At 57.0% G+C, this 26,503-nt stretch carries 19 protein-coding genes and 1 pseudogene; 13 read left to right on the top strand and 7 right to left on the bottom strand.

Going from position 1 to position 26,503, the window contains the following annotated elements; translation table 11 throughout:
• Positions 1-2: 2 nt before the first annotated feature.
• Both CO664_RS25300 and CO664_RS25295 read left to right on the top strand, forming a co-directional pair.
• Positions 3-1,022 carry an ABC transporter permease gene (locus tag CO664_RS25300; RefSeq protein ID WP_004129685.1) on the top strand — a complete coding sequence of 340 codons (1,020 nt, stop codon included), beginning with the start codon at positions 3-5 and terminating at the stop codon, positions 1,020-1,022.
• A 23-nt stretch (positions 1,023-1,045) separates the two neighbouring features.
• Positions 1,046-2,533, top strand: coding sequence for an NAD-dependent succinate-semialdehyde dehydrogenase (locus tag CO664_RS25295; RefSeq protein WP_004129672.1), 1,488 nt, complete (start codon positions 1,046-1,048; stop codon positions 2,531-2,533).
• A 766-nt stretch (positions 2,534-3,299) separates the two neighbouring features.
• Here the strand turns inward: CO664_RS25295 and CO664_RS25285 are convergent.
• Positions 3,300-4,406 carry an NAD(P)-dependent alcohol dehydrogenase gene (locus tag CO664_RS25285; RefSeq protein WP_097527161.1) on the bottom strand — a complete coding sequence of 369 codons (1,107 nt, stop codon included), beginning with the start codon at positions 4,404-4,406 and terminating at the stop codon, positions 3,300-3,302.
• 662 nt (positions 4,407-5,068) lie between these two features.
• Here CO664_RS25285 and CO664_RS25280 point away from each other — a divergent pair.
• The 11 genes from CO664_RS25280 (at position 5,069) to CO664_RS25230 (ending at position 17,923) form a co-directional block, all read left to right on the top strand.
• The gene (locus CO664_RS25280) at positions 5,069-6,157 is read left to right on the top strand and encodes an ABC transporter substrate-binding protein (RefSeq protein ID WP_004129668.1); all 1,089 of its coding nucleotides are present in this window, start codon (positions 5,069-5,071) and stop codon (positions 6,155-6,157) included.
• Positions 6,158-6,213: 56 nt separating this feature from the next.
• Positions 6,214-7,740: a sugar ABC transporter ATP-binding protein gene (locus CO664_RS25275; RefSeq protein WP_028753489.1), complete on the top strand. Its 1,527-nt coding sequence runs from the start codon at positions 6,214-6,216 to the stop codon at positions 7,738-7,740.
• A gap of 84 nt (positions 7,741-7,824) precedes the next feature.
• Entirely contained in the window at positions 7,825-8,691 is an 867-nt protein-coding gene (locus CO664_RS25270; protein WP_234819557.1) for an ABC transporter permease, read from the top strand.
• Positions 8,692-8,696: 5 nt separating this feature from the next.
• Positions 8,697-9,695 carry an ABC transporter permease gene (locus CO664_RS25265; protein WP_013984704.1) on the top strand — a complete coding sequence of 333 codons (999 nt, stop codon included), beginning with the start codon at positions 8,697-8,699 and terminating at the stop codon, positions 9,693-9,695.
• A 62-nt stretch (positions 9,696-9,757) separates the two neighbouring features.
• The gene (locus tag CO664_RS25260) at positions 9,758-10,909 is read left to right on the top strand and encodes an NAD(P)-dependent alcohol dehydrogenase (protein WP_013984705.1); all 1,152 of its coding nucleotides are present in this window, start codon (positions 9,758-9,760) and stop codon (positions 10,907-10,909) included.
• Positions 10,869-11,180 carry a putative quinol monooxygenase gene (locus CO664_RS25255; RefSeq protein ID WP_013984706.1) on the top strand — a complete coding sequence of 104 codons (312 nt, stop codon included), beginning with the start codon at positions 10,869-10,871 and terminating at the stop codon, positions 11,178-11,180. Before CO664_RS25260 ends, CO664_RS25255 begins: the two co-directional genes overlap by 41 nt.
• Before the next feature lie 77 nt (positions 11,181-11,257).
• A complete protein-coding gene (locus CO664_RS25250) occupies positions 11,258-12,520 on the top strand; it encodes an NAD(P)/FAD-dependent oxidoreductase (protein WP_013984707.1) in 1,263 nt (420 codons plus the stop codon).
• A 95-nt stretch (positions 12,521-12,615) separates the two neighbouring features.
• Positions 12,616-12,801 (top strand): hypothetical protein, encoded by a 186-nt coding sequence (locus CO664_RS25245; RefSeq protein WP_013984708.1) that lies wholly within the window; start codon positions 12,616-12,618, stop codon positions 12,799-12,801.
• A 271-nt stretch (positions 12,802-13,072) separates the two neighbouring features.
• Complete coding sequence (locus tag CO664_RS25240; RefSeq protein WP_013984709.1) at positions 13,073-13,834, top strand: SDR family oxidoreductase; 762 nt, start codon at positions 13,073-13,075, stop codon at positions 13,832-13,834.
• A 183-nt stretch (positions 13,835-14,017) separates the two neighbouring features.
• Entirely contained in the window at positions 14,018-16,534 is a 2,517-nt protein-coding gene (locus CO664_RS25235; protein WP_088395853.1) for a HAMP domain-containing methyl-accepting chemotaxis protein, read from the top strand.
• A gap of 270 nt (positions 16,535-16,804) precedes the next feature.
• Positions 16,805-17,923, top strand: a complete 1,119-nt coding sequence (locus CO664_RS25230; RefSeq protein WP_050577728.1) for an ABC transporter substrate-binding protein — start codon at positions 16,805-16,807, stop codon at positions 17,921-17,923.
• A gap of 463 nt (positions 17,924-18,386) precedes the next feature.
• Here CO664_RS25230 and CO664_RS31360 read toward each other — a convergent pair.
• The 6 genes and pseudogenes from CO664_RS31360 to ribB all read right to left on the bottom strand — a co-directional run.
• Positions 18,387-18,698 (bottom strand): annotated as a pseudogene (locus CO664_RS31360) (IS6 family transposase); the annotation flags it as partial.
• A 43-nt stretch (positions 18,699-18,741) separates the two neighbouring features.
• Complete coding sequence (locus tag CO664_RS25220) at positions 18,742-21,456, bottom strand: bifunctional diguanylate cyclase/phosphodiesterase (protein ID WP_013984713.1); 2,715 nt, start codon at positions 21,454-21,456, stop codon at positions 18,742-18,744.
• A 176-nt stretch (positions 21,457-21,632) separates the two neighbouring features.
• Positions 21,633-23,900, bottom strand: a complete 2,268-nt coding sequence (locus tag CO664_RS25215) for a methyl-accepting chemotaxis protein (RefSeq protein ID WP_013984714.1) — start codon at positions 23,898-23,900, stop codon at positions 21,633-21,635.
• A gap of 271 nt (positions 23,901-24,171) precedes the next feature.
• A complete protein-coding gene (locus CO664_RS25210; RefSeq protein ID WP_176536668.1) occupies positions 24,172-25,203 on the bottom strand; it encodes a helix-turn-helix domain-containing protein in 1,032 nt (343 codons plus the stop codon).
• A gap of 327 nt (positions 25,204-25,530) precedes the next feature.
• Positions 25,531-25,683: a hypothetical protein gene (locus CO664_RS31750; RefSeq protein ID WP_317853151.1), complete on the bottom strand. Its 153-nt coding sequence runs from the start codon at positions 25,681-25,683 to the stop codon at positions 25,531-25,533.
• 16 nt (positions 25,684-25,699) lie between these two features.
• Complete coding sequence (gene ribB / locus CO664_RS25200; RefSeq protein WP_013984717.1) at positions 25,700-26,503, bottom strand: 3,4-dihydroxy-2-butanone-4-phosphate synthase; 804 nt, start codon at positions 26,501-26,503, stop codon at positions 25,700-25,702.

The raw sequence follows: 26,503 nt of genomic DNA, 5'->3' as shown, positions 1-26,503 counted from the left end.
AAATGATCTCCACTGTCTTGAACACAGAAATCGGCGCGGCCCGTGGCGCCAGCCCTTTGCGCAAGCACAAGAGTATTTCGATCGGCTTTTGTCTCCTTGCATGTCTGCTCATTCTTGGAGCGCTGCTCGTGCCGGGCTTCGTGTCGCCGCAGAACGCGCGATCGATCCTCCTGCTCGCCGCCTTCCTGGGGCTGGCGTCTGTCGGGCAGACGCTCTGCGCGCTCGTTGGAGCGCTGGATCTTTCCATCCCATACATCATCGGTGGCGCCAATATCCTGCTTCCAAGCCTCATGGTGGCGGGTCTTCCGGCGCCCGTCGCCATGATCGTCGTGCTCGTCCTTGGCACTTTGGTCGGGGCTTGCAACGGCGCCCTCAGCTTCCGGCTGCAGGGTCAGGCGCTGATCATGTCGCTCGGCCTGGGTTTCGCGGCCGTCGGGGCGGTCCAGATCTACACCTCGCTCGGATCGCAGTTCGGCGGTACCGTCTTTGCGCCCGTCCCCGGATGGCTTCGCAACCTTTCGGCGTTCAACGGCAAGTTCTTCGGTCTGCCGTTTCCACCGGTTATCGTCATATGGGCTTTCATCGCCGTCGCCCTGGGCTGGATAATGCACAACACCTGGTTTGGCCGGAGCCTCTATGCTGTTGGCGGGAGCCGCACGGCCGCCGCCCGCCTCGGAATCTCGGAATTCAAGATCTGGACAGTGATCCACAGCGTCAGCGGGGCGATGTCGGCACTCACCGGAATGCTGCTCCTCGGTTTCTCCGGCGGCGGTTTCGTCGGGGTCGGTGATCCCTATCTGTTCACCACCGTGGCGGCGGTCGTTATCGGCGGAACATCTCTTCTAGGTGGTGCCGGCGGGTATGGAGCGACGGTCCTCGGCGTCCTCGTGCTTACTGTCCTGACCTCGCTTCTCGTCGGCCTGGGGCTCAGTTTCCCGGCACAACAGGCCGTCGTAGGGCTGCTGATCGTCCCCATGGTCGCGATCTACGCCCGCTCACCACACATCCGTAATCAGATTTGAACGTTGCATCGAAAGGAATATCAATGGCTATCTCCACCGCTCTACTGGATCGCCTGAAAGACCCCTCCCTGGTACGCGAGGAAATGCTGGTAGGAGGCGACTGGCGAAAAGAGGGCGCGAGCGGCAAGACGATCCAGGTCCACAATCCCTCGACTGGGGACGTGATTGCGAGCCTCCCGAGCGCAGGACTCCAGGACGTCCGCGAAGCCATCGACGTCGCCAAACTCGCCCAGAAAAAGTGGGCCGCACGATCGGGCAAGGAACGTGCCGGCGTCATGCGGAAGTTCTTCGACCTCGTCACGGCCAACACCGAGGACCTCGCGATCATCCTGACGTCCGAGATGGGCAAGCCTCTGGCCGAGGCACGCGGCGAGATCGCCTACGGCGCTTCCTACATTGAATGGTTCGGGGAAGAAGCCAAGCGTGTTTACGGGGACACCATTCCGGGGCATCAGGCCGACAAGCGCCTAGTAGTCATCAAACAGCCCGTCGGCGTGGTGGCGGCCATCGCGCCTTGGAACTTTCCTTCCGCCATGGTCTGCCGCAAGATCGCCCCGGCGCTGGCATCCGGCTGCGCCATCATCTTCAAGCCGGCCGCCGAAACCCCATTGTCGGCCCTTGCTCTTGCCATCCTCGCTGAGCGTGCGGGAATACCCGGCGGCCTGTTCAGCGTCCTGCCGACAGACAACGCCCGGATGTTCGGTGAAGAAGTCTGCTCGAACCCCGTCGTCAAGAAGCTGACCTTCACAGGGTCTACCGAGGTCGGGCGCATCCTGATGGCGCAGGGCGCACAAAAGATCATGAAGCTCAGCCTCGAACTCGGCGGCAACGCTCCCTTCATCGTCTTCGACGATGCCGACCTCGACGAGGCCGTGGAAGGAGCGATGCTGTCCAAGTTCCGCAATGCCGGCCAGACCTGCGTTTGCGCCAACCGTCTCTACGTCCAGAGCGGGGTTTACGACCGCTTCATAGAAAAACTGGCGGCGCGGGTTTCTGCGCTCAAGGTCCTTGACGGGTTCGAGGATGGAGCCACCATCGGTCCGCTGATCAACGAGGATGCAGTAGCGAAGCTCTACAGCCACATCGATGACGCTGTCGGTAAGGGTGCGAAGGTCGTTGTCGGCGGTGCAAGGGACGAGCGTGGTGGCACCTTCGTCCAGCCGACGCTTCTCTCGGAAGCCACAAAGGAAATGAAGGTCGCACGAGAGGAGACCTTTGCGCCGCTCGCCCCGGTCTTCAGGTTCGAAACGACAGACGAGGTCATTGAACTGGCCAACGACACCGAGTTCGGTCTCGCTGCCTACTTCTACGCCAACGACCTTCGAAATGTCTGGAAGGTTACGGAGGCCCTGGAGTACGGGATGGTCGGCGTCAACACCGGCCTGATCTCGACGGAGGTGGCACCGTTCGGCGGCGTCAAGCAGTCGGGGTTCGGCCGCGAGGGCTCAAAATACGGCATGGATGACTTCCTTTCGATGAAATACGTCTGCATGGGCGGCATACAGTCGTAGTCCAACGGTTGGTGGCGCGTCTTAAGGCTCGCCACCCGCAATGTTTTAGCTGGTCACGGAGGCCCGATGACACATTCTGCAGTAGGCGGGGAAACTCTTGGTCAAGACCGCGCCGACAGCCTTCAAAAAGAGGCGGTCGACCGCGAGCAGGACCCGGCCGATCACGCTGCCCAGGCGAACGTCGAGGGCAGAACGGCAATGGAACGTCGGAACGTGCGGAGAGAGGCAGGCGCTAGACTCACCTTTGTGCTGGGTCTGTCTGCTTAAGGCTCGCGTTGACGCAACGTCTGATGACCCATCTCGATAGTTTCGTAGGTATTTTTCGACGGGACGAGGACAGCGCGCCACCGGCCGCTCGCTGGCAAGATCATCACCGGTTGTCTGGCATTTTCCTGGTGGCACGTTGACGCAAGGCGCACGTGTCGGGACGCTCGTGCCTGCCCGCCCCAGTGCTCTTATGACTAAAGGGCAGCATCAGTTGAACCTCACTTCACATTTGCAGATTCTGCAATGGCTTGCGGCCGTCAACTGCCGCAAGGCCCTGATGCGGCGGTCACAGATCGCCGAGAAACTGCGCCGTCGCAGACTAATATTTTGACCTGGAAGAGCTCACTCTCGTTACCGCGACTTGGTCGCGTTGCAATGATGAAACGGTGTTGCGCCTCACACCTGCGTTCCAGAGTGTCCGGGCGAGACCGTGACGACCACGGCCCCGCCGGACGTTGCCTTGGGAGGCTGACTTCTGGACAATGTTCGTGACGAGAGCTTAGTGCTTCATGCGCAGGATCGGCTTGATGACCTTGCCGCTCTCGGAATCGGCCATTGCCTCGTTGATCTGGTTGAGATCGTAGAACTGGACGAGCTTGTCGAACGGGAACCGTCCCTGCTGCCAGTATTCGATGAGCTCGGGTATGAATTTGGAGGGAATGCTCTGGCCTTCGACCACACCGACGAGCGTACGGCCGAACAGAAAGTTGCCGATATCGACGATCCCTTCCGTTCCGAGTGCGGACGATCCGACCAGTCCACAGGTTCCTGGGGTGCCGAGGCAATCGACCGCTTGGCGAAACACCTTCGGCGAGCTCGTGCATTCGAGACTGAAGTCTGCGCCTTCGGGAATGATTTCCCTGATTGCCTTGACGCTATCCCCATTTCGGGCGTTTATGATGTGGGTTGCACCCAGTTCAATCGCCAGTTCGAGACGTTCATCGTTAAGGTCGATCACGATGATGGTCGAGCATCCGGCGATCTTCGCCGCCATTACGGCTGCCATGCCGACCGCACCCGCGCCGAACACTGCAATGGAAGATCCCGGTTGGGGCTTGAGGCAGTTGAGAACCGCTCCGGCGCCCGTTTGCAGCCCGCAGCCCAGCGGTCCCATGAGTTCGAGCGGAACATCTTTGGAAACCTTGACCGCATTGCGCTCGCTGGCGATGGCGTAGGTGGCGAAAGAAGACTGCTCGAAGAAGCACCCGCTGATCTGGGTACCGTGTGAATCATGTAGCGGGCAACTGCCATCCGGCCGGGTGCCACGGAAATTTCTGCCGAAAAAGTCTGCACAATAATAAGGCGTGCCCCCCCGGCACTTCTCGCATTTCCCGCAATATGCGTAGCTTAGAGCCACGTGGTCACCGGGCGAAAGCCCTTTTACATCGGCCCCGACCACTTCCACGACGCCGGAGCCTTCATGGCCGAGAACCACGGGCTGCGGTACGTCATATCCTTGGTCGCGAACAACCATGTCGGTGTGGCAGACACCGCTCGCCACGATCCGGACGAGGATTTCGTCGGGGCGAGGTTGATCGATCCCGATGCACTCCAGAACAAGAGGCTTTGCCTTTTCGCGCGAAATTGCAGCGTATGCTTCTTTCATAAAATGACTCCTTCAGTGTGCGCTCGGCCGGTGGGTGACACTTGTAGGAGTTAGCAGACAATCAGTCAATTATCTTTAGGGAACGAAATGCTCGCTGGGGCCATGCCAGCGCGCTACACGACACATAAAGAAACAAAGCAATGTAATATCAATTGCTTCCTCAGGGCAATGCGGCCGACTAGATCTTGGTCCGAATTGAGGGCTGTCTGAAAACTGGAATTCACCTGACAGATTGACTGAGTCTGACGTGACGTTCATCGAACGCTCCGGCTGACGGTGGTGCCCATATTTCCTGCCTCGCAGCCTCGTTTTCCGGGCAATGGTAGCGATCATGGCGCCAAACTTCCTTTTCATGAACCTCGCCGGCGAGGCGCGGTCTCCTCTGTTTCCTGTTGCGTGCTCTTGGGGTGAGGTGACGGACGGTTGCTTTGTCTTATTGCTATATCGAACCGAGCCGCAATAAAAGAATAACTAAATCAGCGTGATAACACAGACGACACGTCGAAAAGCCGAAATTCAAGATAGTTTATTGACAGATTGTCTGCTTATTCATAATGATGCGATCTGCCGTTTGGGGAGAATTCGGCGATGGCTGGAAGATAACGGCGCTCCAGGTCGCAGACAAAATGGCCGCGTTGGGTGGCAAGAGGAGGAGACTTCTGATGAAAAGACGTACATTCCTGCAGACGGGCAGTGCCTTGATTGCAGCGGGCGCGTTCGGAATACCGGGCATCCTGCGGGCAGACGATACGATCGCCCTGCTGCCCGACACTTGGCCGTCCGAAGGGGAAAACCCCGTCGTCGAAGCTGGTAAGTTCGCCAAGGCAGGTCCCTGGAAGATCGGTCACAGCCACTATGGCCTGGCCGGTTCAACGCACACCTATCAGACCGCGTTCGAAGCCGAATACGAGATTAGCAGGAACAAGGCCCGTGTCGCCGACTATCAATTCCGAAGCGCCGACCTCAACGCCTCAAAACAGGTCGCCGACATCGAAGATCTGATCGCACAAAAAGTCGATGCAATCATCATTGCGCCGCTTACAACAGGCTCGGCCGTGGAAGGCATCAGGAAGGCAAAGGCCGCCGGCATTCCGACGGTCGTCTATCTCGGTCGCGTCGACACCGAGGATTTCACGGTGCAGGTCCAAGGCGACGACTTCTATTTCGGTCGGGTGATGGCTCAGTTCCTGGTCGACAAACTAGGCAACAAGGGAAAAGTGTGGGTGCTGCGCGGCGTCGCCGGGCATCCGATCGATGCTGATCGTTACGCCGGGGCGATGGAAGTCTTCAGCAAGTCCGGTCTCCAAATCACCTCAACCCAGCACGGCAGCTGGTCCTACGAGGACTCAAAGAAGATCGCCGAAAGCCTCTATCTCTCTGATCCCGATGTCGCCGGGGTCTGGACTGACGGCGCAAATATGTCGCTCGGGGTCCTGGACGCGCTGCAGGAAGCCGGGGCTTCCACCATTCCACCGATCACGGGAGAAGCCCTGAACGGATGGATGCGTCGTTGGAATGATGAAAAGCTCTCTTCGATTGGGCCCATTTGCCCTCCGGCCCTTTCGACGGCAGCCCTGCGGGCGTCCTTCGCGCTTCTCGAAGGCAAGCCGATCCAGCGCAACTGGACCAACCGGCCCAAGCCGATCGTCGACGAAAATCTTGCACAGTTTTACCGCTCCGATCTCACGGACGCTTACTGGGCCCCGACAGAAATGCCGAATGAGAAGCTCCTCGAGTACTTCAAGGCCTGACGCATGGAGGGCGCGGACAAAGCGCGCCCTCTTCACCCTCGCAGATGGAAGTGTTCATGAGTATGCTTGTCGAGATGGTCAGCATCAACAAGTCCTTTGGTGCGACCAAAGTCCTGTCGAATGTTCAATTTTCGCTTGAACGCGGCTCCGTCCACGCGTTGATGGGCGAGAACGGGGCGGGAAAATCCACGCTGATGCGAATTCTGGCCGGCGTCTATCAACAGACCGCTGGACGCATCCGTCTGCGAGGAGAAGAGGTGACCTTCCGGTCCCCCAAGGAAGCGCGTCTCGCCGGGGTGTCGACAGTGTTTCAGGAGTTCACCCTGATCCCCAATCTCACGGTCGCCGAAAACATGTTTCTTGGACACGAACCGCGGCGTGCCGATGGGTCGATAGACACCGCCGAGGTCGTCGAGCGATCCCGCAAGCTGCTTGCCGACGTTTTCCCTCAACTGGACGCGACGGCGATTGTGGAAACGCTGACGGTTGCCCAGCAGCAGGCAGTGGAAATCGCCAAAGGCCTGACATCCAATGCCGATGTCTTCATTTTCGATGAACCGACCGCGGCACTAAACTCAACGGACGTCGCTCATCTCTTCAAGGTCATCCGCGATCTGAAGGCGCAAAACAAGGCTGTCGTCTACATCTCGCATCGGATGAACGAGGTGTTCGAACTGTGCGACACCATCACCGTCATGAAGGACGGGGCTTGGGTAAAGACAGCCAGGGCAGAAGACTTTAATCTCCAAACGCTCGTGGCAACCATGGTTGGACGCGAACTTCAGAGTTTCTTTCCGCCGAGGGCACAGGCCATTGGATCGCCGATGCTCGTCGTGGCAGGGCTTCGTCTCAATGACCATGGCCCGCCAGTCGGTTTTTCCGTACGCACGGGCGAGATCATCGGGCTCGCCGGGCTGGAGGGCCAGGGGCAGCGTGAAATCATGCGTGCGGTCGTCGGGGTCGAACCCGCCGCAGCTGCGAGCGTCCAGCGTCGCCGCGACGACAGCATGATCGATGTGAACGTATCCTCAGGCTTTTCGAGTGCCATCTCAGCGGGCATTGGTTTCATTCCTGAAGACCGCAAGCAGGAAGGCCTGTTTCTTCGGCTTCCGATCTACGACAACATCGCACTTGGCAAGCAGTTGAACCGGAACATGGCGAGCGTTGCATGGCGTTCCATCTCCAGGGTTCACGATGTCATAAAGTCGCTCCGTGTTGCGGCTGCCGACCCCGCCTCGCCCGTCGGCAAACTTTCGGGTGGAAACCAGCAAAAGGTGCTTCTGTGCCGCTGGCTGCTTTCGGGGGTCGATATCCTTGTCATCGAGGAGCCGACACGGGGCGTCGATGTCGGCGCGAAAGCGGAAATCTACAAGCTGCTTCGCGATTTTGCCGATCGTGGCGGTGCAGTGATCGTCTCGTCGCGCGAGCACGCCGAACTGATCGGGCTGTGTGACAACATCCTGGTCGTTCACGACAAAAAGATCGTCGGGCAGATGCCCGCGCTCGATGCCACAGAGGAAACCATCCTGGGAACCGCACTAGGTTCGAACTTCGCGCACGATCCGCGCGCCGCTGTTCATTGAGGAGGATACATGAATACCGTCGCAAAGTTCCTGAAGGCACCCTATAGGGCGGGTGCGATCCGGCTGTCGATCGGGACGCTATTCGTGCTGGTGGTCGCCTCGGTTATCCTGCTTCCACAATTTCTGGCGCCGGAGAATCTGTCGAACCTGCTGGCCCAATCCACTGTTCTTGTCATTTCTGCGCTAGGCCAGACCTTTGTGATCCTGACGGGCGGCCTAGACGTTTCCGTTGGTTCGATCATCAGCGTGACGACTACGATCATGACACTCGACATGCCCGAGGTTGTCCGTGTCATGCTTTGCATTGCGGTTGCGATCGCATTCGGATTGTCGAATGGCTACGGCGTAGCCAGGCTCAACGTCCATCCGATCATCATGACCCTGGCAACCATGGGTATCGGCCAGGGATTGGCGCTTATCATTCTTCCTATCCCCGGCGGGAAGGTGCCCGAATGGCTTTCGGCGTCAGTCGCGGGTTCCGTTGGGCCCGTGCCAAACTCGCTGCTCTGGCTGATCGTCGCCACGTTCGTTGCTGCCTGGTTGCTTTATCGCAGACCGTTTGGCCTTTACCTGTTCGCTTCGGGTGGTAACGACTTCAATGCCCGCATGAATGGCGTCCCGGTCGAGCGCACAGTCATCAAGGCCTACATCCTGTCGGCGCTATTTGCTTGCGCTGCCGGGATGTTCCTCGCAGGTCGCCTTGCCTCGGGCGATCCCAAGGGGGGCGCCACATTCGGAATTGAATCCGTTACCGCAGCAGCGCTCGGGGGTGTTCACCTGGCTGGCGGTATCGGCAGCATCCTCGGCACTGTAGCCGGCGCGGCTATCCTCGGCATCGTCAACAACGTGATGAACCTCGCTAACGTCTCGGCATTCCTCCAGTCGGTCGTGAAGGGCCTTCTGCTGCTAGCACTCGTCGTCTCACAGCGTCGCAAAACGATCGGACTTTGAAAGAGATGGACCTCTCGATGACCACAACGGATGCGAAAATTGAGACGCCATCGCGCACTCTCACCGCCAGGCGCATACTTTCCTGGGTGCTCGGTTTGCCCCCGGCATATTACGTGCTCGCAATCCTGATCGCTGTGGCCCCCGCTGTAAGCGCGACGCTGATCAATCCAAACTATTGGTTCGTGATCCTGAAACAGTCAGCGCCGCTTGGGATCGCGGTGCTGGCGCAATCTCTTGTCATGCGGGTGCGTTCTATTGATCTCTCGGTCAGTGGCGTGTTTGCTTTTTCGATCTATCTCGCCAGCTCCGGGCTCCTCAACAGTTACCCGCCCTTCGTCACGGTCCTGATGCCGATCGTCATCGGCCTTGCCGTCGGTCTGATCAACGGCGCCCTCGTGGCCTATGTCCGCGCCTCCGCGGTCATCGCGACGCTGAGCGTATCGGCGATCCTCATCGGGATCATCCAATTCATGAGTTCGGGCCGTGCACCGGGTTCGACACCAAGCTGGCTTCGCGTCCTGACGAGCGGGAACATCTACGGCCTGTCTTACTCCGTGATCGTCTGGATCGGGATTTCCGTTCTCGTCGCATTAGCGTTCCGCTTCTTGATCCTCGGGCGCTACTTCCGCGCTGTCGGCGACAATCCGAGGGCGGCGGAGATAACAGGCATACCTCTGGCCCGCACGATTTTTGTCTCCCATACACTTGCGGGCACGCTGACAGGCATCGCCGCCCTGGTTCAGGTGTCGGCTCTGGCCGTTGGCACGATCAAGCCCGGCTTCGACACCTTCATGAACGCTCTCGCCGCGACGATCCTCGGTGGGGTGACGTTCGGCGTCGACCGCGGTGGCGTCGCGGGGCCTTTCGTGGCGGTCGTCGCCTTCAGTTTCCTCTTCGCGATGTTGACGGTGTTCGGCATCCAGGAGCCCGGCAAGCTGATCGTCCAGGGCGGGATCATCGCGCTTGCTGCGATCATTTACGGAGCACGCGTCGGTCGCGTCTAGCCGCAAGGATCTGCCAAACAGGTCATTCCCGGTGTCAACGCGGGAGAATGCAGGAGATAAGAATGGTGAAGATAACGGCGGCCGTGGCCGCAAAACCGAAAGCTCCGCTTGAGTTTCGTGAACTTGAGCTGGCGGATCCAGAAGGCAATGAAATTCTCGTGCGGACGGTCGCCACGGGGATCTGCCATACCGACCTGTTGCTCCGTGATGGGATATTTGGACCTCCCGCCCCGGTCATACCAGGACATGAAGGTGTTGGTATCGTCGAGGCCATCGGGGCGGACGTCCAAGGTTTAAGGGTGGGCGACCACGTTGCGCTCAGCCAGAGTTCATGTGGCTTCTGCGGCGATTGCCGGCGCTCTCACCCGATGAACTGCCAGAACTACACCCAGTACAATCTGACGGGGCTTCGTCCGAACGGCAAGAAGGCCTTGCTGTGTGATGAAGTCGGCATCGGCAGCAACTTTGTCGGCCAGTCATCCTTCGCGACCCACATCCTGGCGACTGAAAACAACGCCGCGCAGCTTCCCAAGGATTTCGACCTGACGAATGCGGCCCCGCTCGGTTGCGGCATGGCAACGGGAGCAGGTACCGTCATCAACGCCATGAAGCCGGAGATCGGTCAAACCATTGCCGTGTTCGGCGCGGGAGCGGTCGGCATGGCTGCGGTGATGGCCGCCAAGGTCCGGCGGTGCAGCAAGATCATCATCATCGACCTGAACGAGCAGCGTTTGGCCATGGCTGAGACGTTGGGCGCGACCCACGCTATCAACGGCAGGGACCCAGACGTCGTGGAGCAGATCCACGCCTTGACGGGCGGCGGTGCCGATTTTGCGATCGACGCCGTGGGTATCGTTCCCGTCATCCTGAACACGATCAAATGCACGCGGGCAGGGGGTCATGTCGTCCTCCTCGGGCTCGACGCGCTCGGTAAGGATATTCCAATCCCGCTGGACCTCATGGTCTTCAACCGGAAAATTCAGGGTGCCATCCTCGGGGATCAGATCCCGCAGCTCTTCATCCCCCAACTGGTCGAACTAAACCAGGCCGGCCTGTTTCCGTTCCAGAAGCTGATCACAAAGTACCCGTTCGAGAAAATCAACGAGGCCATCGCCGATGCTGAAGCTGGCCGCGTGATCAAGCCCGTCATCGTCTTCAATAGGAGCTTCCCACATGCCATCGAGCAAGTCCGACGAACAGCATCTCATCGTTGAGTTTAAAACATCGACGCGTAACCGGGACCGTGTCAACACACTGCTCCAGGAGTTTGTCGGCCCTGCCCGCGAGGAAGAGGGCTGCCTTTACTACAATCTCTACCAGCGCTCCGACGAGCCGAATACGTTCTTCATTCTCGATGGTTGGGCAAACGAGGAGGCAGCCGCGCGTCACGGAGAATCTGCGAACGTCAAGCGTGTTCTCGAACCGCTGCTTCCGTTGCTGGTAAGCCCCCCTTCCATCATTGTGAGCAGTCGCATCAGCGACTGAGCTTGCGATCGTGCAACACCGAAGGACGCGCTTCGATCCGAGGCGGGTTTTTTTCCAAAGGCTCGCGGGAGGACTAAATGGAGCATCGAGTTGTCATCGTGGGAGGCGGTTTCGCCGGCCTCCAATTGGCCAAGGATCTCAAATGTCCAAACCTTTCGATCACGATCGTCGACAGACGCAATCATCACCTGTTCCAGCCGCTGCTCTATCAGGTCGCAACGACCGTCCTGGCAACCTCCGAGATTGCCTGGCCCATTCGCGCGGTCTTCCGTGGAAGGAAAGATGTCACAACGCTTCTTGGCGAGGTCGTGGGCGTCGATGTCGAGAAGCGGCTTGTCTCGCTCAAGGGCGGTCATGCCATTCCCTACGATACCCTTGTTCTCGCAACAGGGGCCCGTCACGCGTATTTCGGCCGGGATGAATGGGAGCCTTTCGCGCCCGGACTGAAGGCGTTGGAAGACGCCACCACCATCCGCCGTCGTCTTCTCCTGGCGTTCGAAAAGGCGGAGCTGGAAACCGATCCCCAAGCGCGGGCCGCAATGCTGACCTTCTCGATAATCGGCGCCGGACCGACAGGCGTCGAGATGGCCGGGATCATCGCCGAACTGGCTCAAAGGACGCTTGTCGAGGAATTCAGAAACATCGATACGACTTTGGCGCGTATTCTTCTTGTAGAGGCAGGACCGCGTGTTCTGCCTGTTTTCCACGAGGCGTTATCGCAATACGCCGAGCGATCCCTTGCGTCGATGGGCGTCGAGGTTCGCACGGGACGGCCGGTAACCGACTGCACCGAGGAAGGTATATCGATCGGGGACGAGTTCGTCCCGAGCCGTACGGTCATATGGGCGGCGGGCGTGCAGGCATCCAAGGCCGCCGTATGGGTCGGGGCGGAGACAGATCGAGCAGGGCGGGCTATCGTGCAGCCCGACCTCACGATCTCAGAACACCCGGAGATCTTCGTTGTCGGCGATACCGCGAGCGTTAAGACCGGCGAGGGAATGCCGGTTCCTGGTATCGCTCCTGCCGCAAAGCAGCAGGGAAAATACGTCGCCCAGGTGATCAAGGCCCGCCTTAAGCAGCGCTCAGCGCCGCCTCCCTTCAAGTACAGGCATCTTGGTAATCTTGCCACCATAGGGCCAAGCTCCGCGGTGATCGATTTCGGCAGGCTTCGGCTCAAGGGCTCCATCGCCTGGTGGATCTGGGGCTTTGCCCACATCTACTTTTTGATCGGAACACGGAGCCGCATGGCGGTCGCGCTGAGCTGGCTTTGGGCATTTACCTCCGGACACCACTCTGCCCGCCTTATTACCCAGAAGGAGACGCTGAAGGACGAGGTCTAGCAGGGATTTATCAGTGACGTGGCGGAAGCACGCCACGCTTTCGTGGGCATTGCGCGGAACGACCTTGTCACCTGCAGCTATTGAAGGAACGAAACATGAGCGAGTTTTTGAAAGACAGCATTATCATTCCACCGACCTCGACCGTGGAACGCGAGAATGGCGAGTGCCTATCTGAAGGCCAGTCTGCAATAGACGTTGACGCGCTCGACGATGCTGCGCGTGCAAGCGTTGAGGGCCAAACGAATGCCATACGCGTCAGAGAGCCGCGTGTGAAAGCGTAGGACTTTCCGGAAAGATGCCGTTCCCCAGAGACATCCATGGGCTGTTCCATGGAAGGTCCAACTGTGGCACGGCGAGACCAAACCGGCGCGCGCCAAAGACCTCGTGAAACCGGATCGATGGATTGTCCGTCGATCATCTTCCATGTCCTCTTGGCTTGGGGTCGGAGAGGCGGGAGACAACGTAATTTGGAGATAAGTGTGTGGTGGTCTCCCTGTTGAGATACGAACGAGTTGCTAGATCTCACGGTTTCACACATGGACCGTTTTCCGCGTGAAACCAGGATCTAAGACTCACAACGCTTGCCGGACACCGCCGACGGAAGGGTTTATCGAAGGAGGACAAACCGATGCCGGCTCTCATGCAGGCAAAGTATGCGTGTTGGTGGGCGCGTCAAACCCGGTCGGTTTCTGTCTTGCGCAGTCTTTCCTCGAAACTGGCTACCGTGTCGCCGTAGGTGACCTCGACCCTTCAGACTTCAGTTCATTAACCGCAGTCTCGGGGACGAATTTGTTTCCGGTTAAGGTCAATTTGAATAGGGACGTGTATGTCAATTCAATGGTCGATCAGGTCTACCTACGCTGGAGCCGGGTCGATATTCTGGTGAACATAGCCTTCCGTCGCCGTGAATGCGCCGAACCGCTTTCCGCTACGGATCTTGGGCTTGATGCCGTCTCCAACCTGATAAGGGTGACAAGTGCTTTCGGCTCCCGCCTCCAGGGAGAGGAACTCGCTGTTGTGAATATCGCCTGGTTCGACGAGAAGTCGCTGCTAGAGGCCGACCGCGAAGCTGTGCTCCAAGCGGCCTTACGAACTACGACGAGTGCGATGGCGAAGAAGTATTTCGACTCGGGGCTTCGGATAAACGCTGTTCATACCAGAAATGCGCGTTCTACATCTTACGTTCAAAGTGAGACGCTTAGGACACTTGTTCAAGCTGTCCAATTCCTCGCAAATCCAGAACTGTCTGGAAAGCTCACGGGGAACGTCCTGCACATCGACCTGAAACCTGACGATAGTCCTTTCCGACGATAATTCGAGAAGACATTAACCTGTCGTTAAGGTTGATAGTTTGAGCGTCAATTCGACGTGGAAATCCTAACAAGATGTAAAGCACTTTGCATTTCCGCAGTCGAACTTTCTTCCTCTTCGTTTAGGTCGAATAACTAAAACTCCAGAAATGGGTGGCAGTGCCCGCTTTAGTCATCTGGAGGTTTTATGTTCGTCGATCGCTTGCTATCCGCTTTCAGCATCAGAGCGAAAGTCTTATTAGTACTGGTGCCGCTGGTCATGATCCTGGCGGCCGTCGGTGTCGTGAGCCTACAGGCGACCGGATTGCTGCAATCTCGCCTTCGGCTATCGAGCGAAGTTCTCGAGACTTTGAGCGGATTTCGGGACGTCTCTGAGAGCATGAACCGGTTTTTGGCGCAGAGTTCTACGGAGAACCGTGATGAGGCCCTGGCAAGTCTAAGGGGGCAGGGCGCCACGATGCTGTCGCTTCAGGAAGTCGCCACTGACGTTGGTAGTGACACTCGTGCTCTTGAAAGCAGTGAGTCCGCGATGTCCGCGATTTCTGACAGCATGGACCGCATGTGGTCCCTGCACAACGATGAGCTGTCCATTCGTCGTGACGTTGCCGCAAGCTTGACCGAGATCAAGCAGGTCGCGGCCGACCTGAAGCTGGCCGCGGTTAAAGTCCGTGCGCAGGTCCGCAACCAGGAAAACTCTGGCAAAACGATGCTCAGAGAGGCTACCCGCTCAATCGACACGGCGGCAATTATGCAGCGGTTGTCGGAAAATTTGGTGAATCTGCCGGCCAGCGCGATGCAAACCCCCGAGGCACAGCAACAGGCGCTCATGATCAAAAAGGCGATGAAAACCGTCAAGCGCGTCGTTGCAACGGGCGATGGTGGACAAGCAGTCGCAAACTTGGAACAGGCAATCTCCAGCGTCGTCGCCAATTCCGGGCTGGATAGCGCTTTCCTTCACAGCCTAGGGATCGACCTTAGTGCGTTTGCCCCGCGACTGCGAGATGACGCCATACAGCATATGATCGAGGGAACCCACGCAGTTCGAGCCTTGGATAAGCCATTGGCGGAATCGGAGACGCTCATTGCGGCAGTGGCATCGGTAGGCCAGGATGCCGATTCGATAGAAATTGAGATAAACAACCTGTTGCGGGCGGCCAGCACTGAAAACCAGGAGCGACTCATTGAGCAGCTTACGAAACTGACTCGTGACACCGTAGCGGTTGGAGGCGTAGCCGGTTCATTGCCAGACTTCCCCAAAATGGAGGAGGTCCTCTACTTACAGGGGGATGCCATCGAACAGAATACCGAGAAGTTGGTCAAGATCGCGGAAGGGCGGCAGGCGCAATACGCAGAGGCGGATAAAACCGTCCAGTCGATATGGAAAAATCTCGTGTCGTTCGCGTCGACTCAGGAACATGACGCTCACCGGGAAAGTGATTTCGCCCGACTATTGTCCGCAGCTGCTACCGTCTCCGGTGTTTTGGTCGCCCTCTTGGCCGGAGCCGGCCTGATGGTGACATTGCGCGCTCCAATCGAACGGATCGCAAGGCGCATGCAGGGGCTAGCGACCGGTGATCTTCAATCAGACATCGTTGGCTGCCAGCGGAAAGACGAAATTGGCGATATGGCTCGCGCGCTTGAAGTTTTTCGCGGAAATGCGGTCTCGAAGCTCGAGGTTGAAGCCCGCGCGCAAGACGACCGTAAAACGGCTGATCAGGAGCGAACGGATCGTGAGTTTGAACGTGCTCAGCTTGAGAAAGAAGTGTCCAGCGCTGTACAAACACTCGGGGAGGCACTCTCTAGATTGGCGCGAGGAGACATCTCGCAGACCATCGACCGCCACTTCCATCCCAATCTCGAGCAACTGCGGCGTGACTTCAACCACTCACTGTGCGTCCTCAGGGAAACCGTGTCCCATATCGACGAAAACACCCAACAAATCAAATGGGGAACCGACGAACTTTTCAAAGCCTCTGATGATTTGTCACGACGGACTGAACGACAAGCTGCTTCTCTCGAAGAAACCGCAGCAGCCGTTGAGCAGGTGACTGCGACGGTGAGGAACTCCTCGGAGAATGCCTGCGAGACACAAGCGTTTGTTTCTGCAGTCAAGGAACATGCAGAGGGCGCGGCCATCATTGTAACTGATGCTATAAGCGCCATGGCACGAATTCAGGATGCATCCTACAAGATCGGTCAGATCATAGGATTGATCGATACGATTGCATTCCAGACGAACTTGCTTGCGCTGAATGCCGGCGTTGAAGCAGCTCGTGCCGGCGATGCTGGAAAAGGCTTCGCGGTCGTTGCACAAGAAGTACGCGAGCTTGCCCAAAGATCGTCAGCCGCAGCGCTCGAGATCCGGCAGTTGATTTCAGAATCTTCGTCAGAGGTGGCCGTCGGTTCGGATTACGTCGGCAGGACCGGGGAGGCTCTGCACAGTATAGCGGCATCAATCGTGCAGATTTCTGATCGCATCGACCAGATTGTGAGTTCCAGCCGCGAACAAGCGAGTTCGCTGGCTGAGATCAATAACAACGTCAATGTTCTTGATCAGGGGACGCAACAGAATGCAGCCATGGCTGAGCAGACAAACGCTGCAACGAAGACGCTTTCTGATCAGACTATCGAACTCAGCGAACGGCTTGCTGGGTTCAAGTTGACAGATGATAGGCCGGCTCATCGGGTAAGTCTCGCTGCATAAGGCAGCCGTAGTTAGATTCGAAGCATTCCGATGGCGCGCCATGCGGCCATCCAATCGAATGAAGGTCACATAACCGAGCGCACGATTTTGGTTCGATGCGCCGGTCTCTCTCCTGGTAGCTCTTTGTCGCTCTCCGTCGCGCAGGATTCAGTACGGCCGGGTCAACCTAAAGACAAAGAAGCTATCTTCCAGTGCTCAGACTTTGAAAGGTGTCTATCCGTGTGCGTACGTGAGTTGATTATTGGATTTTTTCTCGCCGCAACGCTGGCCATGCCGCTGACGGTGAAGGCTGGTGGGCTTAGTGAACTGCCACGGGAAGAGCGGAAGACCTACGAGTTATTGGACCCGCGGTTGCCCACGGGAGAATCTGTATTTCGGAATTTCAGAGCAAAGCGAGCGCCACCGTGGAAAATTGGTTACGCCTCGAGCTACGCTGACAACACATGGCGTGCGAACGTCCTTGATGAGTTTACAAATGAGCTTCTGCCGACTTTTAAGAAGGCTGGGCTGGTATCCGAGCTCGTCGTTACACAGTCCAATCTCGATGATAACGCCCAGATCAGCCAAATGCGGCAGATGGTAGATGATGGTGTCGACGCCATAATCATATGCTGCTCCAACCTTACAGCGCTCAACCCGACAATAGAGTACGCCTATTCGAAAGGCGTGCCTGTTATCTCATACTCCGGTTATGTGACGTCGCCGTTCGCAATCAATGCGACAGAGAATAACATGCAAGGCGGTTTTGAGGCGTCAAAGTGGTTGGCGGAAGAGATCGAAGGCAGCGGCAATGTGTTGCTTGTGTCCGGAATCACTGGCTTCGCCTCCTCAGACAGCTTCCAGGTCGGCGCCACAAAAGCCTTGGAGTACTATCCCGAGATCAACGTAGTCGGACAGGTTGACGGGAAATGGACAGACAGCGTCGCACAATCAGAATTGCAGAAATTTCTCGCCGCTAACCCTGGCCGAATTGACGGTATTATTGTTCAGTCGGGAGCTGAGTCTGGTGTGATCAACGCCGTCCGCCAGTCCGGGCGCGAGATAGTGCCGATCGTGCTTGGCGGAGAGGCTTCGGCATCATGCTTCTGGAGTAAGAATCCTGAATTTGTAAGCAGGAGCTTTCACTTCTGGCCGCCGCGCTCCGAGGCTCGTTTCGTATGGGACGTGATGATGCGCACTCTGGAGGGCCAAGGTCCGAAAATACAGACCATTCTGCGACCGGCAATTCCTTACACGATCGATGATGTAAAAGCGGATTTGCCAGCCGATTGCGATCTCAATAGTGAAGACTGGCTCGAACCGAAGGATGCAGCTTGGTGGACTGATGACGCTGCCGCTAAATATTTCGACAATCCAGCAGATCCGCTTTCTTGGAGGCCAACAAACTGATCTTGCACGCTGTATAGGCTGCGAAACGCTACCCCGCCCGGCCTGGGGCGGGGTTGACGACATGGGGGATGCCGCTGGTCGCGTCAGCAGGAATTCTAGAAACAATCCGGTTCCGAAGGAACGACGATGTGCCCGGCCTGGGCACTCTCGCCCCGGATGCTGGGCATATTCTACTGGGCTATCACTGATCCTGTTCCATAATGTTGATTACCTGATTTTCGCTAAGCCTCTAGAATCATTGTATAAAGGGCACTTTCATGCGCCCCCATTGGCGTGAAAATGACGGTCCGCCCTAGTCCCTCACATCGGAACATCAAATTCCGTGACGTTTATGCTTCGGCCTCGAGCGCATGCTTCACGCGCACAATCAGCAGCGCCACGGCAACAATCACGATTGGAATGGAAACAAGCATCAGCAGCAGGCTGATGTGCGGCCCCCATGGCCGACGGTATAGCGGTGGCTTTGTATGAGCACATCCAGAACAAATCCGTCCTGATCTAGGGTTCGCCAGAGCCAGTGCTTCTTGTCACGGAAACGGCCTCATCCAGATGCCACTTGTGGCCGAGCCGACCGGAACTGCGGCGGCGAATGTCGTTGGCGAAGGTACGACCAAATTTACCTGCCCGCAGGCGGATCGTCTGGTGCGAGACAATGATTCCACGAGCGGCCGGCATGTCCTCGACCATCCCAAGGCTCAAAAAGGGAAACGGAGATAAAGCCACACTGCGTGGGCAACAATTCAGCAGGAAAGCTGTGGCGGCGATAAGTGGTCACGGTCTGTCATGCTCAATCATCGCACAGCGAATCCCAAGGTCCGTTAACGTTTCAATGCCTCGGGGCGTGCGTTTGCGACGAGAAGTTCGGACTTCGGGACGGGCTTACTATAGTAGAACCCTTGTGCCACAGCGCAGCCGCTTTCAACCAAGAATTTTTCTTGATCGACCGTCTCCACGCCCTCAGCGACCACATTTTGCCCTAGGCAGCGCGCGATCGAGAGAATTGCCTTCACCAGTTCTCTACTTCGCTTGTCTGATCGATTGATGAATGACCGATCAATCTTGAGGGTATCAATGGGAAAGTTAGCCAAATAGCTCAGAGATGAGTAGCCGGTGCCGAAATCATCGATCGCTATGGAAATTCCGCTCGCATGCAATTGAGAGAGTGTCGTCGAAACGCCCTCGCAGTTGTGGAGCAGGAGACTCTCAGTTATTTCGACCTCGATCCACTCCGCACGACAACCGGTTTCCTGCAATACGTCCGCCACCGTTTGCGACAGATGCGGGCATTGAAACTGCTTAGGAGACAAATTTATCGCGATCTTGTGCGGGGGCAGTCCATCTGCATTCATGATGGCAGCCGTGCGACACGCCTCATGCAGCACCCATCGTCCGAGATCGATGATCAGTCCGGTTTCCTCGGCGACACCTATAAATTCTCCCGGAGGGATCATTCCCATCTTCGGATGATGCCATCGAAGCAGTGCTTCTGAACCGATCACCTTTCCGTTGTCTAATAGGACCTTTGGCTGATAATGGAGTTCAAGTTGCCCACGTTTCACAGCCAGGCGTAGGTCTGATTCTAGCGCCAGGCGCTTTTCAGCCCCAATCGTGAGATCCCTTGAGTAGAAGCGGAACTTGCTACGCCCCGAGCGCTTCGCTAAATACATCGCAGAATCTGCATATTTCACCAAATCGTCGGGAGCGTCACCGTCATTTGGGAATACCGATATCCCGATGCTGCAGGATACAAAGATCTCCCTGTCGGAAAGCATGAAGCGTTCGCCAAATGCGGCGAGCATTCTGCTGGCAATTTGAGCCAAATCGTCATTGTCCTGAACATTCGGCAGCAAGACTGCAAATTCATCGCCACCGAGTCTCGCCACGGTGTCGCTGGCGCGGACGCCTTCTTTCATGCGTGTCGCCACCTGCCGCAGCAACTCGTCACCGACGGGATGTCCCATAGTGTCATTGATCGCTTTGAAATGGTCCATGTCGATCAGCATCACCCCGGCTCGCTGGCCCGCCGAAGCCGCGTCCCTGATCATCTCGCGTAGCCGTTCATTGAAAAGTGTCCGGTTAGGCAGGCCGGTCAGAGAATCGTAGAATGCCATCTGATGGATTTTCTTACGGGACGTGTCCAGTTCGGTGATATCGCGGGCGACGCCGAGAATCCCCATCAGCTTTCCCCCCGTGAATACCGGAACCTTACGTGTTTCCAAAAGCGTTGATCGACCATCCTCGTGCGCGGTGAACCGTTCCTCATTGATGAGAATACGGCCGGCTTGCATGGCCTCCTCATCCTTGTCACGAAAAAACTGGGCGAGTTCGGGCGTAAACAGATCATAGTCCGTTTTCCCAACGATTTCCGCTTCTGCCTTGCCGACCAACCCTTCGAAGGCATGATTGCACAACAGATATTTGCCTGTTACGTCTTTCAGCCATACCATATCCGGAATGGTCTGCAGGACACTTAGGAGGCGAGCCCGAGCTTCAATAGTTGTGCCCTCGGCGTGCTTCCGTTCGGTAATATCGCGAGATAGCACCAGAAAAGTGATGGTTGAGTGGTCACTGCTTGGTCGCTTTGCCACCGACAGTTCAAACCAACGGGATTCGCCGTTTGGTAGGGCAATACGGACACAACGACCGTAGGAGGCGCCGGTTTCATCGGCTTCTTCAAGAGCCAGCATAGCGATGTCGGCCTGATCTGGAGGGAGCACATCGCGGACAAGCTTACCGAGCAGCACTTCTTCTCGCTGCGCCAGGAGCTCCTGATTCCTTGCCCAGACCTGCAGGTAGCGACCGTCGGCATCTACCTCGAACAGAACGTCAGGAATGGCGGCAATAATTCCCTCTGCGAATTCAAGAGCCTCTTTGAGATCATGCTCCGCACGTTTTCGCTCTGTGATGTCCAACATCGCGCCAACCAAGCCGATCCTGTTACCGGCGATATCAGTGATCGCTGTTTTGCTGAGTAAAAGATCAACGATACCACCATCTTCGGCGGTGGCCTTTGCTTCATATTGCTGAACACCGCCATTTGCAAAAAGCGCCTCGTCCAAGGCTGCATACGTCTCGGCTATGGGTGCGGGTACCAAATCGAAGACGGTTTTTCCGATGATATCTTCCTTTGAACGGCCGGAGAAGCTTTCGAAGGCCCTGTTGCAACCAAGGTGTATCCCATCTCTGTTTTTGAAGAAGACGGGTAACGGGATCGCGTCGAGTACGACGGCACTGGACATCTCTTCGGCGTTGAATGGCAAGTCGACGTTTGTCGTAGGATGCCGGGGATTCGCCCGAAAAGCCTTCTCAAACGGTTGCTTTAGACTTGCGACATCTGCGTTGTGACCGTGCGAGCGCCGGACGACGGAGGCTTCCGAAAATGGCGGTGCCGTGCCCGTGGCAAGCGGAGGGCTGGCATTGACCGCGTTGCGGAAGGGGCCACGCCCCTGGTTGATTTGAGCATCAGTCGCCATCTCGGCTTCCACAGGCTGTTCGGGGCGGGATGTGCGTTCCGATTGACGTACGTGTTTCATGTGCCTGTCCTGCTTTGTCACGTGGCTGAGCAATCATGCGTCAAGCCAGCTTTTTGTTAGGACCGCACAAGTCATTTGGCGGGAGTACCATACCGCTACCCCACCGGGATATCGCTCTCATTTAGAATCATCAAAGATGCGTATTTGACTGTCGTCGGCGACGCCGCCCATGCGATTTAGAACGCTTGCCAATCATCGTTCGAAGGCGCGAGTGCCAGGTTACCGCGGCGCATCGGATAGATTCCGCGGTCAACCCTTGTCTGACCGGCCGGGGACATTTTTCCAAGTTCGCCCGTCACCGTCTGTGGCTGGAAATCCGCGCTCTTTTCTTCGAAGTGGAAATGTCTCAACAACGCGGCGAGGCTTTGGCTCTCTTGGGCGAGATGTGATCCTGCAGAATTCATCTCCGCGACCATGTTCGCATTTTCTTGAGTGGCATGGTCCATATGATTAACCGCGCCGTTGATCTCGCGCAGGCCCGACGATTGTTCCTGGGAGGCTGTTGCGATTGCGTCCATATGAAGATTTACATCCTGCACAAGCTCTTCAATCGTTCTCAGGCCCGATCCGGTTTCGCTCACGAGCCTTACGCCCTCGTCGACGGCTAGAGCTGAATTGCCGATGAGATCCTTGATTTCTTTCGCCGCTGTCGCTGAGCGCTGTGCAAGCTCCCTGACCTCCTGGGCAACAACCGCAAAGCCTTTTCCCGCGTCGCCAGCACGCGCTGCTTCGACGCCGGCGTTCAGCGCCAGGAGGTTCGTTTGGAAGGCGATCGCGTCGATGACGCTAATGATCTGCGCAATCTGTTTAGAGGAGCTTTCAATGCGGTTCATGGCTCCGATAGCATTGCGCACAACGCGACCGGACATTTCCGCATGATCTCGCATCTGTCGGACGGCTCCGCGCGCCTCAGCCGTCCTCTTTGTCGTCGATACAACGTTGGCGGTTATTTCCTCCAGCGCGGCTGCAGTTTCCTCGAGCGAAGCCGCCTGCTGCTCCGTGCGTCTTGAAAGATTTTCAGATGCGGCCGAGACGCCCGAGCTGCCATTCGTGACCGTTTCGACTGAATGACCGACGGTAACAAGCGCGTCCCGGAGCTGACGAATGGAAGCGTTGAAATCCCTGCGCAAACTTTCAAACTGTGGCGCTAACGGCTCCTCAATCTCATAAATCAAGTCTCCATCCGCCATCCGCTTCAACCCGGTTGCCAATGCCGTCGTCGCTCGGACGAGGCGCTCTTCTGCTTCTTTTTCCGCCCTTACCTGAATATCCCGCTTCTCTTGGTCAGAACGAATGCGCTCAGCTTCCGCGGATGTCTCCAGGTTATTTTTCTGTATGGCCGCGCCGCGGAAAAACTCAAGGCAACGCGCCATGTCCCCGATCTCGTCGCGTCGGATCGTCAAGGGTACCGGCGCCGACGTATCGCCTTCTGCGAGTGCCTTCATTCGGCTTGTCAGAGTCCGAATGGAATTTGAAATTCTCCGAACGACCGAAATGCACAGAACGAGTACCGTAGACATGATCAGAAGTGTGGAGCCGGTGTAGCCGATAAAGGCATTGCGAAGATCGGCGTACCGCTGAAATGCCATCTCGTCCAGTTTGTCGCCGGTGCGCATTATGAGCTCGGTCAACAAAGCAGCCCGTTGTTGAGTAAATTCATTCCATCGATCCAACGTCTCGGGGGGGAAGGAAACGCCCGGCTGGTTCGCATACATCTGATCGCGAACGCCCGCGATGAACTTGCCTGCGGCGCTGGCCTCGAAGTCGTCATAAGATTTGACGAGATCGGCAGGGAGAAATTCGTGCATCGTAGGCACATAAAGCTGCTTTAGATTTTTTGATTGTAAGAGGGACGAAAATAGATCGAAGGACATCGCTGAATTTTTGATGAAGGCTCGGCCGGGCCTGATCTCCAGCAAACTAGCCTCCGTGATCTGCATCAGCGCGTGAAAACCAGTAATTTGGCGTGCCAAATCCAAATTATTGACAGTCGCCCCAGTGCGACGGACGAGCTCCAAACCCGCAACGGCAGCTGGGCGCAAGGCAACGGCTCCCTCCGCCTCGCCCGCCGTTCCGTCATCGATGCGCCGGCGGAAGCTATCGATATTGTCCCGCCTTTCACGAATGATCTGCACTGCCCGTTCTATGGCCGGATCGTCAAATGCCTTTTTCCAAGAGTCGTAAGCGGAAAAGACCGCTGTAAAAGCCCTGTCCGATGCGGCTCGCTTTGCCCGACGGACGTCGGCGCCTGCAAACGCTTCCGCCGCTATAGCCTGGGCGAGGAATCCGCCTTCCCGCCCAAGTTGCTGCGTTGTTTGTGCGCTTCGGAACATAGAATATTCGTGGTAATATCCCAGTGATGTTGATACTCCGATGAGTACGAACGCCGTCAACGGAATAATTGCCAAAATCATTAAAAGTAGGGATAGCGGCAGTCTGGACATACGTTCCTCATGGACTATAAATTACACCGGATTCCATTAGCGACGCGGTCAAGAACATTGTGAAATCGACCGCTACATATGAGATGAGCTCGGCAGACTTACCATATGATTAACCCCTGTACTGATTTGAAACTGCGTTGCGCAGATCGGAACATCGTTGCGTTCAGGGGATCATCTGCAAGACAGATCTTGGGCCGAGCCAGTCGGTTTGCTGGAGAGTTCTGTTGCTATCAAGCCTCGAAGACGGTCGAGCGCGCTGACTGATCGTAGATCAGTCGGCGCAATCCGCCTCCGATATACGCAATGTTTCAGAGGGATATACTCCATAGCGCTTGCGATAGTCCGCAGAAAATCTGCCTCTATGAATGAAGCCCCATTTCAGAGCGACCTGCTTGACCGAGATGCCAGGCTCACCTGTCATCAGTTCCTGATGCACTGATTCCAACCGTAGGTGCTGCAGAAATGCCAGAGGGGTCGTATTTCGGAAGTTGCGAAAACCGCTCTGAAGAGTGCGTCGGCTCACGCCACAAGCAGTTGCGATTTCCTCAAGAGATAGCGGCCGAGCAATATTGGCACGCATATAGTCGACCGCCCGCTTAACGGCCTTGGGTAAGGGTGGTTCAGCAACGCGGCATAACTCAGGTGAGTAGCGATGCTGCGCAGCTTCGATCAAAAGCTCTATCGTCGTTTCGGTGAGGTGATTAAGTGCTATCGGCGATTGAAGGAGGGTTCCGTCTCGTAATCCAGCATAAAGCACTGGTACCAGTTGCACCAAAAGGGAGCCGAACCCGACCGATAGGTCGATTTCTGGCGAAAAATCGAGGCTGCCTCTTATTGGCGTATTGAGCCGACGTGCTAAACGGCGCGTCAGCTCATCATGGGAGATCCTAAGACCCAAATGTTTCCTGGGCCCAATGAATTGGGTTGTACTCGCCGACATACTGTTCACGAAAACGCCACGCCTTCCCTCTGACAGGATTTGTCTGCCGTCCACGGTAACGACCGATCGCCCATATAGTGGAAGCATGATAATGTTTGCCTCCGCCGGTCCCTGGTGCTGGACCGTTAGGTCGCCCTCGTAATGCGCGGCAATAACTGCAATCGGGCCATTGGTAATCGCATGTATATCGTAGGCGATCGTCTTGTCGCCCTGTACATGCGCTGGAGATTGCGGGGAAAGCCTGGAAAGCGCTTCCGCGAGTTCCTCGCTGCAAGTGCCTTTGAGCGAGAAATGGTCAATCTTGGAGGGGACACTCTCAACTCTCCACATCATCACTTCCTTCCCGAAACGGTTTCCAAGCATGAGGTCGGCCTTTCGCCATCGACGGGCGAACAGGGCAATTGAGGGTTTGCAGCCGGTCCTTCGCCGTCACTTCGACGGGAATCTTAGACTTAAGGGCAAAGAGTCGAGCCCATGACGCCGGTCGATTTTGTCAGTGATGCGCGAGCAATTTGGGCCCATAGGTTCATCGCTTCTACTCCCAGTTCGCGACGATGGCTCGTGGTGAGGTCATGGGGTGGGGTGTGGAACAGGGTGGAGCCGAAGCGCTACATCCGGCATGAACTCTCGTTTTACAGCGTGGTAGGATCGAAGCTTGTTGTTGGCGGAGGTATGACCAAATTACTCTGCCTACAGGCGGATCGTCTGGTGCGAGACAATGATCCCAAGACCGGCCAGCATGGCCTCGATCACCCGCAGGCGCAAAAGCAAAGCGGAAAGAAAGCCACACCGCGTGCGCAATAATTTCAGCAGGAAAGCGGCGGGGGCGATAAAGCGGGTCACGGTTTGTCATGCCCAATCATCGCACAGCGAACCCAAGGTCCGTTCCCCCCGTTGGCACCTGGGAAACGCACTTTTCTTGTGCTGTATCAGAGACTGCGAACGCAGTAGTTCCGCTCTCCCGCTGGGGGCATGTAGTACGTCTGCTTGCCAGATACGAAACATTCGACAGCGCCGCCGCCGCGCCCGCGTCCTCTAAACGAGGGCCGCGTTCATCGATCTCGCGGCAATAATCGATCAGGGCTTCGATGGTCACCATGAGAAGGTTGTGGCGCGCGGCGAATTCGCTGAGTTCGGGAAGACGCGCCATAGTGCCGTCGTCGTTGGCGATTTCGCAGATAACACCCGCTGGCTCGAGCCCGGCGAGCCGAGCGAAATCCACCGCGGCTTCCGTATGGCCGGGGCGTCCGAGAACACCGGACGGGTTTGCCCGCAGGGGGAATATGTGGCCTGGCCGGGAGAGGTCCTCCGGCATCGTCGATGCGTCGGCAAGCGCCCTGATGGTCTTGGCGCGGTCTTCTGCGGAAATACCGGTTGATACGCCTTCTATCAGGTCCACCGAGACCGTGAACGCCGTCTGCATGGAATCCGAGTTGCGCTCCACCATGAGCGGGATATCCAGTTCGTCTAACCGGTCCCCGTTCATCGGCACGCAGATCAGGCCGCGCGCATAACGCATCATGAAAGCAACATGATCATTCGTCACCTTGTCCGCGGCAACGAGGATGTCGCCTTCGTTTTCCCGGTCTTCATCGTCCACGACGATGATCATCTCTCCGGCGGCGATTGCTTTAACCGCGCTCTCGATGGAAGCAAAATTCAT

The organism is Sinorhizobium sp. NG07B (assembly GCF_002532005.1).
Lineage (GTDB): Bacteria > Pseudomonadota > Alphaproteobacteria > Rhizobiales > Rhizobiaceae > Sinorhizobium > Sinorhizobium fredii_C.
Note: the sequence above shows the minus strand (reverse complement) of the source record. Positions and strands in the feature narration are given on the sequence as shown.